The sequence below is a fragment of the Candidatus Binatus sp. genome, from assembly GCF_030646925.1.
Classification (GTDB): domain Bacteria; phylum Desulfobacterota; class Binatia; order Binatales; family Binataceae; genus Binatus.
In genome coordinates this window covers 1-9,102 of the sequence record NZ_JAUSKL010000013.1, presented here as the reverse complement: position 1 = coordinate 9,102, position 9,102 = coordinate 1, and the positions used below count along the sequence as shown (strand labels likewise).

The following is a 9,102-nucleotide window of genomic DNA, read 5'->3' as shown; positions in this document are numbered from 1 at the left end:
AAAGGCCTGATTGGTCGTGGCATCCACCACCACGCCGCAGGTAGAGCAAGTACCGCCCGAAAAGCTGGTCGTTCCGACTGCGCTACTCGTTAAAGTATTGCTCAAGGTGCTGCCGTTTATGAGGTAAACGTCGGTACCGTTGGAGGTGCAAACGGTTTGTCCGGTGATCGAGTTGGAGGAACACGAATTAGCCGCGGCAGGCGTTACGATCGTCGCCCGCGCGGCCAACGGCCCGGCGCCGGCTCCTTCGATCGGCACGAGTTCGACGTTCGGAGTACTCGATCCCCAGTTGCCGTCCGGAACGTACGAGACGACATCGGTGCCCGTGATCAGCACCGACAATGAGCTTGACGGTATGCATGCACTTACCGGGAGAGCCGTCGGAGTTGCGGTCGGCGTCGCCGTCAGCGTCGCCGTTACCGTCGGTGGCCGATGGCGTCTCCGGAATGGGTTGTCATCATCACAGGTGCAACCTTTGATCGCCATCAGCATCAAGACAAGAAAAAGTGCATATCTCGCTTTACGGCTTGTCATTGGAAAACTCCTCCCAAGGCCACTGCGAACGGCCAGCTCGCAGCGGGTCGCGACTCACGACGCTTCTCTGAGCGGCGGGCGCAATTGAAACTGTTGTCGCCCTCTTACCCAGCGTTTCGCGGTTTAAATACCAACAGGAACTAGCATTAGTCAAACAAACGTGACGGATTTGATCTCCAATCCGCTTGCCGCGATTGCTCACTCAGTTCTAAATTCATCGCGGGTGACGAATTCGCAATGAGGTGTGCATGAAAATTTCACTGTTCTACCTGCCCTCGGTCGGCAGCAAGTCAGAAATCGAAAAAGGAAAAGTCGGATTGCAGGGACATCTGTACGATCAGATGCTGCGTGAGATTACCGCGCAGGCCCAGTTGGGCGATCAGCTCGGCTACGATTCAATCAGCTTCACCGAGCATCATTTTCACGTCGAGGGCTTCGAAGTCTCGAACAACCCGGTGCTGCTCGATTTGTACATCGCGATGCAGACCAAGCGGATTCGCGTGGGCCAGCTCGGGATCGTATTGCCGTCGCAGAATCCGCTGCGAGTCGCCGAGGACATCGCGATGCTCGATCACATGAGCGGCGGGCGCGCCAACGCGGGCTTTGCGCGCGGCTATCAGCGGCGATGGGTCGATATCATGGCGCAGCAGACCCACGGGATTCACGGCGCGCTGCCGCATCAGCACGACGAGATCGACAACGCCAATCGCGCTGCGTTCGAGGAAAATTTCCGCATCATCAAGCAGGCGTGGACCGAGGATTTTTCGAGCTACCAGGGGAAATACTGGCGCGTGCCGCCGGGCGAAACGCCGTGGACGCTGGATGCGACGGCGAAATGGGGCGGCGGCATCGAAAACGGAATCGTGCGCGCCGTCGCGGTCGTGCCGAAGCCGGTGCAAAAGCCGCATCCGCCGATTTTCCAGCCGTTCGCCTCGTCGGAGCGAAGTATCAGATGGTGCGCGCAGGAAGGAGTCACCGCGATCCTCCCGCCGCTGCATCCGACCCTCGAGCATCAACTGTGCGAGGTTTACGCCGAGGTATCGGGCAAGCCGCTGGGCGAGGGCGTGGGCGTGCTGCGCGATATCGTAATCGCGGATACCGACGAAGAAGCGCATCAAATCTGGAAAGAGAGCGGCTACTTCTGCGGCAGCGAGTGGTTCGAGCCATTCGGATTTTCAAAGGGACTCGCGGATCCCAAGACCGGAGTGCCGGCCGATATCTGGTCAAACGGCCTCGGCTTCGTCGGGACTGTGGACACCGTCACTCGCCAGGTCGAACACATGATGAAGCGGCTGCCGATTAGCTGGATTTTCGCCTGGATGTACAACGGGCTGATGCCGCACGATCGCCTGATGAAAACGATCGAGCTGTTCTGGACCAAGGTGATGCCGCGCGTCTCGAATATCAAACCCGCGTAGGATGTCGAGCGGGAGGATGAGCGGACTATGTAAAACGCCGAAAGAGTCGGGCTAAGATGCGCTAACCCGGCATGGTTCCGCTCGCCTCCCAGACGATTCTTGAAGATCTCGCGATGGTGCTCTGCGTCGCCGCAGTCACCACCGTTATTTTCCAGAAGATTCGGCAGCCGGTGGTGGTCGGCTATCTGATCGCCGGGCTGATCGTCGGCCCGTACGTGCCGTTCCCGCTGTTCGCCGACGAGACTCGCATCCACACCTTGTCCGAGCTGGGCGTGATCCTGCTGATGTTCGCGCTGGGGCTCGAGTTCAGCATCCGCAAGCTGATTCGGCTCGGCCCGACGTCGGGATTCATCACTGCTTTGCAGGTCGGCCTGATGATCTGGCTCGGCTTCATGTGCGGGCGCGCGATGGGATGGACGCCGCTCGAGAGCATCTTCACCGGCGCGCTGCTTTCGATCTCGAGCACCACGATCGTCGCCAAGGCGTACCAGGAAACGCCGGTCTCCGAGCATCTGCGCGAGCTGGTATTCGGCGTCTTGCTCGCCGAGGACCTGACCGCGGTCGTCGAGCTTGCGGTGCTGACGACGCTTGCGTCGGGCGCCAGCGTTTCGACGTCGCACATGGCCGTGACGGTCGGGCGCCTGATCCTCTTTTTGATCGCCTTCGTCGGCATCGGGATTGTAGTCGTGCCGCCGATCGTGCGCCTGATCCTGCGAATCGGACGCCCCGAGACCACGATCGTCGCCGCCGTCGGCATCTGCTTCGGCTTCGCATTGCTCGCGGAAGTGGCGGGCTACTCGGTCGCACTGGGAGCGTTTCTCGCGGGGTCGCTGGTCGCGGAATCAGGGCAAGCGGAGCAGATCGAGCATCTGATCGCGCCGTTGCGCGACATCTTCGGCGCAGTCTTCTTCGTTTCCGTCGGCATGATGATCGATCCGTCGCTAATCGCCGAGCATTGGGTCGCATTGGCGCTGCTCACCGCCGCGGTGATCGCCGGAAAAGTCGTCGGCGTTTCGATTGCCTCGGTGCTCAGCGGCGTCGACACCAGGACCTCGATCGAGGCGGGGATGAGTCTCGCGCAAATCGGCGAGTTCTCGTTCATCATCGCGGGCGTCGGCCTGCAGTTGCACGCGACGCGCGACTTTATCTACACGCTCGCGATTGCGGTATCGGCGATTACTACTTTCCTGACCCCATACATGATTAGAGTATCGGGACCCGTCGCTGAGTATCTGTCGATACGCATACCGCGCCCGCTTAGAGTATTCGAGTCACTATACGACTCCTGGATGGAGCAGATGCGCCGGCCGAAGCTGACCGACGCGCGCCATCCGTCGCTCGGATGGCCGAGCGTGTCAATTGTCGCGTCGGCAATTCTGATCGGTGGAATCCTTATCCTCAACGAACTCGATCCGCTCGACCTCACCACGGCCGCCGCCAACCTAGAGCAGATCTCGTATTTCAGGGCGGGATTGTTCGTTGATCTGTTCGCACTGGTAGTGTGCGCTCCGGCGATGGGAGGACTGTATTTCGGCTCCCGGCGGCTTGCCCAGGCGCTGGCGGCGCGGGCGATTCCGCAAGTGTCCGATAGCCACACCGGCGCCGCCACCGCGCTGATTGAACTATTGCAAGTGACGATCTTGTTAGTAGTAGTGATTCCACTATTGGCTATAGTTCAACCATTCATTGCGCCATTCGAAGGAATCGGCATTGTAGTAATCGCAATAGTATTGATGACCGCCGAGATCGCACGATGCGTCAACAAAGTACAAGGACATATGCGCGGCGCCGCCCGCCTGATTGCCGACGCGCTGGCCGGCTCGCACGCGCAGAGCAAGGATGGCCAAGCTTACACGGTGCCGGGTCTCGGCACGCTTACCCCAGTCAGAGTGCGCTCGGATTTCAGCGGAGTCGGCAAGACGCTCGCCGATCTCGATCTGCATGGCACCACTGGCGCGATGGTCGTCGCGATTGGCCGCGGCGACGGCGAGATAATCGTCCCGACGGGAAACGAAGTGATCCGCGAGGGCGACGTGCTGGAACTGGCTGGCTCCGAAACCTCTGTGCGCGCGGCGAAAAACGCGCTGCACGCCCGCTCGAAGCAGACCGGGCAGCTTGCGATGTCGGTGTGAACGCCCAAGTTGCATCGGCAGCGTGGCGGTCATAACTTCGTGCAGCGCAAAATCGAATCGGAGTGGAACTGAAATGAATCTGAAGAATGCGATCGCGCTCGTAACCGGTGGTGGCTCCGGCCTTGGCGAGGCAACTGTGCGCGAGTTCTCCGCGGTGGGCGCAAAAACCGTGATCCTCGATCTGCCCGCGTCACCAGGGGCCAAGGTCGCCGAGTCGCTCGGCGCGAACGCGCTCTTCGTCGAGGCCGACGTAGCCTCCGGCGATCAGGTCACCGAGGCGGTTGCAAAAGCGGTCGCAAAATTCGGCACGATCAACGTCGTCGTGAACTGCGCCGGTATCGGCCGCGCGATGCGCACGGTCACCAAGGAAGGGCCGCACACGCTCGACCTGTTCAGCAAGGTGATCGCGGTCAATCTAATCGGCACGTTCAATGTGATTCGCGTCGCCGCGGCGCAGATGGCGAAAAATCAGCCCGGCCCTGACGGCGAGCGCGGTGTAATCGTCAATACGGCGTCGGTCGCGGCATTCGATGGGCAGATCGGACAGGCGGCGTACTCGGCGTCGAAAGGCGGCGTCGTTGCGATGACGCTGCCGATCGCGCGCGACCTCGCCTCGCTCGGGATTCGCGTCTGCACCATCGCGCCGGGCACCTTTGAAACTCCGATGCTGGCCGGATTGTCGGAGCCGAGCCGCAAGGCGCTCGCCGCGCAAATCCCGTTTCCCCAGCGACTCGGACGGCCGAGCGAATACGCGGCGCTCGCGCGGCATATCGTGGAAAACGAGATGCTCAACGGCGAGACGATCCGCCTCGACGGCGCGCTGCGGATGGCTCCGCGCTAACGCGAGGGACTGAGACGAACATGGATTACATCGCTTATCTACACAAGGATCGCGATTCGGATTTTGGCGTCAGCTTTCCGGACTTCCCCGGATGCGTGACCACGGGAAAGACGCTCGAGGAAGCACGGCGGATGGCCGCTGAAGCCCTGGCGCTGCATATCGCGGGGATGATCGAAGACGGGGAGGTGTTGCCGGACCCTTCAAATCTGGACGCGTTAGCAAACGATCCGGACATGAAGGGCGCGGTGGCGGTTTTGATCAGCGTTGAACCGGCCGCGGAAAAAACCGTGCGTATCAATATCACGGCGCGCGAGGGCCAGCTCAAAGCCATCGACCAGTTGGCTGGCAAAGCGGGTCTGACACGTTCGGCTTATATGGTGCAGTCCGCGCTGAACCGGTTCGGATTGAGTGCATCGAAGAAACGGGAACGGGGCACCTCGGTCTCAAAGCGTTTGGCCAGGACCAAGCGCAGTAGAGTGGCGAAGTAGCAGATTCAGATCGTCGAGGCGCGGCGGGCCACGAGGGTTGCTAGCGTGAACGCGAACGCCGCGAATGCGATCGCGACCAGGACCGACGACGCGAGCGGCATCGTCGCGCCGATCTGAGCAGGCTCCGCGAGATAAAGTCCCTGCCTGAGCGCCGCCATCGCATAGGTGAGCGGGTTGAGCCGCATCGTCAATTGGAGCCAGAACGGCGCGCCATCGACGGGGAAGAACGCGCCCGACAGCATCCAGATCGGAATCAGGATCAGATTCATGATCGCGTGAAAGCCCTGCGTCGATTCGATTCGCCACGCGATCACCAGCCCAATACTCGTTAGCGCGAACGCGATGACCGCCATCATCGACGCCGATACGAGAATCGCGCCGACGCTCAGCTTGATGCCCGCCAGCGGCGCGAGCATCAGGAAAATCACGCCCTGCGCGAGCGCGAGCGTCGTGCCGCCCGCGGCTTGTCCCAGCACGATCGTGCTGCGTGAAATCGGCGCGACCAGCACGCCCTGCAAAAATCCTTGCTTGCGATCTTCGACGGTCGAGATGGTCGCGAAAATCGCCGTGAACAGCAGCACCAGCACGATCACGCCGGGGTAAAAGTACTGCGCGTAGTTGATTCCGGCAGGCATCCCAGCCGGCCTGAACGACGCATTGAGCCCCGCGCCCAGCAGCAGCCAGAACACCAGCGGCTGCAGAAGCGCGCCCGTCAGGCGGCTCCGCTGCCGCGCGAAGCGCACGATTTCACGCTGCCACAGCGTCCCGGCTTGGAGCATCACTTCGCGCATTTCATTCGCCCTCGTTTCGCGCGTCGGTGAAAAACTGATGCCCGGTCAGATGAACGAAGACGTCCTCGAGCGTCGGCTTGCCAAACGAAATCGAATCGATCTCATCGCCGAACGCATCGACGACTTCATGCACGAACTCCTGGCCGCGCGGCCGCTCGATTCGAATCGTGGCGTCGACGATCTGCCCCTTCAGCCGGAAGCGTTGCAGGATCTTGCGCTGCAGCAATTCCGGCGCGCGAGCATGAATCACCACGACGTCGCCGCCGACTTCCGCCTTGAGATTGCCCGGCGGCGCGAACGCGACCAGCTTGCCCTGATGCAGGATGCCGACGCGGTCGCATCGCTCGGCTTCTTCCATGTAATGCGTCGTCAGCACGACCGTGACGCCGTCGTGCTCGCGCAGATGCGCCAGGTAGTTCGAGAACTCGCGCCGTGCGGCGGGATCGAGGCCCGTGCTCGGCTCGTCGAGCAGCAACAGTTCCGGCTCGTGCAGCAATGCCTTCGCGAGCTCGACGCGCCGCTGCAAGCCGCCCGACAATGTCTCGACCAAATCGCGCGCGCGCGCCGTGAGGCCGAGCCGCTTGAGCATCGCGGCACTGCGGTCGCGCAGCCGCTTGCCGGTCATCCCATATAGATGTCCGTGATGCGCCAGGTTCTCCGCCACCGTCAGCTTGCCGTCGAGGCTTGGATGCTGAAACACGACGCCGATGCGGCGCCGGACGCGAATCGTCTCGCCGGCGAGATCGTGGCCGAGCATCTTCGCGGCGCCGGATTGGATCGGTACCAGCGTCGAGAGCAGTTTGAACAGCGTGGTCTTGCCACCGCCGTTCGGCCCGAGGAAGCCGAAGATCTCGCCGCGCGCGATCGAAAAACTCACGTCGCTCAGCGCCTCGCGATCGCCGTAGTGAAAGCCGAGCGACTTCGCCTCGATCGCCGGCGGGGCCGCGACCGACGCGATCGCTTCGGTCTCTGCTGGATTAGTAGCGATGGTTGCCGTCATGACTCTGGATAAGCAGTAATTATCGTCTCGCAGCGTACGCCTCGCAAATGCCGATGCCATCCGCGGTTTTTTGATGATGGCGATTCACGGCTGACCCAGGCCACCAGCCGGACGCGTGCCTTGCTCGGGCAGGCCGACCTGCGCGCGATGCCATCCGTCCTGGAACGCCGTGGTCCGCTCTTCACCGCTGCCATGACCCGATCCGTGACCAACGAAATCGTCGCCGGTGAGCTGATAGTAGCGGGTGATTTCGGTCGCATCGAGCCTGCGGATACCGAGGCGCTCGAGCGTGAAGCCGGCAAACTGGTCCGCCGCCAGCTCCTTGTTTTTTATCGGGACGTCGTCGGCGGAGGCGTCGAAATCGCCGTGCGCGAGATGCCCCTGCTCGTGCGCGAAGATCGCGTAGAGCATCGGCCTGACTTCGTCCTCATTGCGGATGTTCATCCACTGCTGAAGCAGCGAATCGAGATATTTGCCGTTGTAGAAGATGCATCCACCGGCGTGCGCGTGGGGCGAGATCGCGCGGGTCGATTCGTAAACGGGGAAGCTGGTTCCCCACATATCGTTGAGCTGCGCGACGACCGATTTGTATGGCTCGCCGGCGAGCTCGGCCTGCTCGCCGCACGCGATCAGCGTCGCGCCGGCTTTAGGCGCGGGCGTGGCGCTCGATTCGGCTGGTCCGCTATTGGTGTGTCGCTCGATTACCTTCCAGTCGTCCTGCGCGTAGCCGTAGGAAGCCGCGCAGACCAGCGCGAGCGACGCGATCACAGCGATTCGTGCGGCCATCGACCACCTCATCAATCGAAGTTCCTCCCCAGGCCATCGTCACTATACGCTCGATGACCGCGATTTCTTAGCGATTGCCTCGTCGATAAGACCGGTCTCCGCATGCGTCTCAAAACGCCACATCGCCAGCCCGCGCGACCGCGCGCTCGCACGATCATGTCCTCTTTCGATACATCAGCGCGGGCACCCGAATTGCTCTAGTCAATGCGATTTCATGTCGCATCAATTCAAGGATCCAGTATCCCGCGAGCGCGCCGACGACGCCGTCCAGGCGCGCAACTCCGTGATATCCGATCAATGGGTCGTCAGGATGATCCAATCCTGTTCGATGCTCATGATCCTATCGGCGGTTTTTCTCCTCACCCGATTTTATCAGGAAGGTCGGCTGGGAGTTCCGTGGCTGGCGCTCTGCCTGCTTGCCAACCTCGCAATGGGATTCGCCGCGCTGGCGCTGACTACTTCAAGCCGGTTTGTTCGCAACTGGCAGCCGCTCTCATTGACTATGGCCATGATGGTCACCGCGGCCGACGCGACGCTCGGGTTAGTCGGCGGCGAACCGATTCCCCTATTCATCATATTGATGCTCAACATGGCGGTAACGGGTTCGCTCCTGCCATGGAGCATGGCCTATCAGGCATCCTTCAATCTGGTGTGCCTTGCAGTATGGGTCGCGCAACTCGTTAAGCATCCGCAGGGGGACAAAAACGAAGCCTTTCGGATGGTTGGTCTGCTCACGGCAGCCGCACTGGCGCAGTTCAGTTGCTATCTACGCCGCCGCTATTACACGGAGCGCGAAGAGTCGGAGGGGCGGTTGCGCGAGAGCGAAAGCGCGATGCGGCAGATCTTCGATTCCAACACCGACGCGATCACGATCACCGACGCCGCAACTCGCCGCATCGCCGCCGTCAACGCCGAGTTTGTCCGCTCGATCGGATACATGGCCGCAGAGACAATTGGCAAGACGCCATTGGAACTAGTGGCCTGTAACAGTGACATTGGTATCGGAATAGATGCGATGGTTGGGGTCGCGATAGGTCCACTTGATGGGTTTGGGAGCGCGGTTGTAGTGACGGATGTAGCGCATCAGCTTGCGGGCCAAGTCCTTAACCGAG

Annotated in this window: 9 protein-coding genes; 5 read left to right on the top strand and 4 right to left on the bottom strand. The window is 61.4% G+C overall.

Features of this window, described 5'->3' with window-relative positions; translation table 11 throughout:
* Positions 1–336 (bottom strand): hypothetical protein (locus Q7S58_RS01505; protein ID WP_304820080.1); only part of this gene is annotated, 336 nt, incomplete at its 3' end.
* Between the two features lie 446 nt (positions 337–782).
* On the opposite strand from Q7S58_RS01505, the gene Q7S58_RS01500 reads away from it, so the two are divergent.
* From Q7S58_RS01500 to Q7S58_RS01485, 4 genes are all read left to right on the top strand, one after another.
* Complete coding sequence (locus tag Q7S58_RS01500) at positions 783–1,952, top strand: LLM class flavin-dependent oxidoreductase (protein WP_304820078.1); 1,170 nt, start codon at positions 783–785, stop codon at positions 1,950–1,952.
* A 71-nt stretch (positions 1,953–2,023) separates the two neighbouring features.
* Positions 2,024–4,084, top strand: coding sequence for a cation:proton antiporter (locus Q7S58_RS01495; RefSeq protein ID WP_304820076.1), 2,061 nt, complete (start codon positions 2,024–2,026; stop codon positions 4,082–4,084).
* 73 nt (positions 4,085–4,157) lie between these two features.
* On the top strand, positions 4,158–4,925 hold the full coding sequence (locus tag Q7S58_RS01490) for a 3-hydroxyacyl-CoA dehydrogenase (protein WP_304820074.1): 768 nt from the start codon (positions 4,158–4,160) through the stop codon (positions 4,923–4,925).
* A 20-nt stretch (positions 4,926–4,945) separates the two neighbouring features.
* A complete protein-coding gene (locus Q7S58_RS01485) occupies positions 4,946–5,413 on the top strand; it encodes a type II toxin-antitoxin system HicB family antitoxin (protein ID WP_304820072.1) in 468 nt (155 codons plus the stop codon).
* A gap of 5 nt (positions 5,414–5,418) precedes the next feature.
* On the opposite strand, the gene Q7S58_RS01480 is transcribed toward Q7S58_RS01485, so the two are convergent.
* The 3 genes from Q7S58_RS01480 to Q7S58_RS01470 all read right to left on the bottom strand — a co-directional run bounded on the left by Q7S58_RS01480 (position 5,419) and on the right by Q7S58_RS01470 (position 7,990).
* Positions 5,419–6,204 carry an ABC transporter permease gene (locus Q7S58_RS01480; RefSeq protein ID WP_304820070.1) on the bottom strand — a complete coding sequence of 262 codons (786 nt, stop codon included), beginning with the start codon at positions 6,202–6,204 and terminating at the stop codon, positions 5,419–5,421.
* Between the two features lies 1 nt (position 6,205).
* The gene (locus Q7S58_RS01475; protein ID WP_304820068.1) at positions 6,206–7,204 is read right to left on the bottom strand and encodes an ATP-binding cassette domain-containing protein; all 999 of its coding nucleotides are present in this window, start codon (positions 7,202–7,204) and stop codon (positions 6,206–6,208) included.
* An 84-nt stretch (positions 7,205–7,288) separates the two neighbouring features.
* Entirely contained in the window at positions 7,289–7,990 is a 702-nt protein-coding gene (locus tag Q7S58_RS01470) for a hypothetical protein (protein ID WP_304820066.1), read from the bottom strand.
* Positions 7,991–8,204: 214 nt separating this feature from the next.
* On the opposite strand from Q7S58_RS01470, the gene Q7S58_RS01465 reads away from it, so the two are divergent.
* The coding region (locus tag Q7S58_RS01465; protein ID WP_304820064.1) for a PAS domain S-box protein at positions 8,205–9,102 on the top strand (898 nt) is incomplete at its 3' end.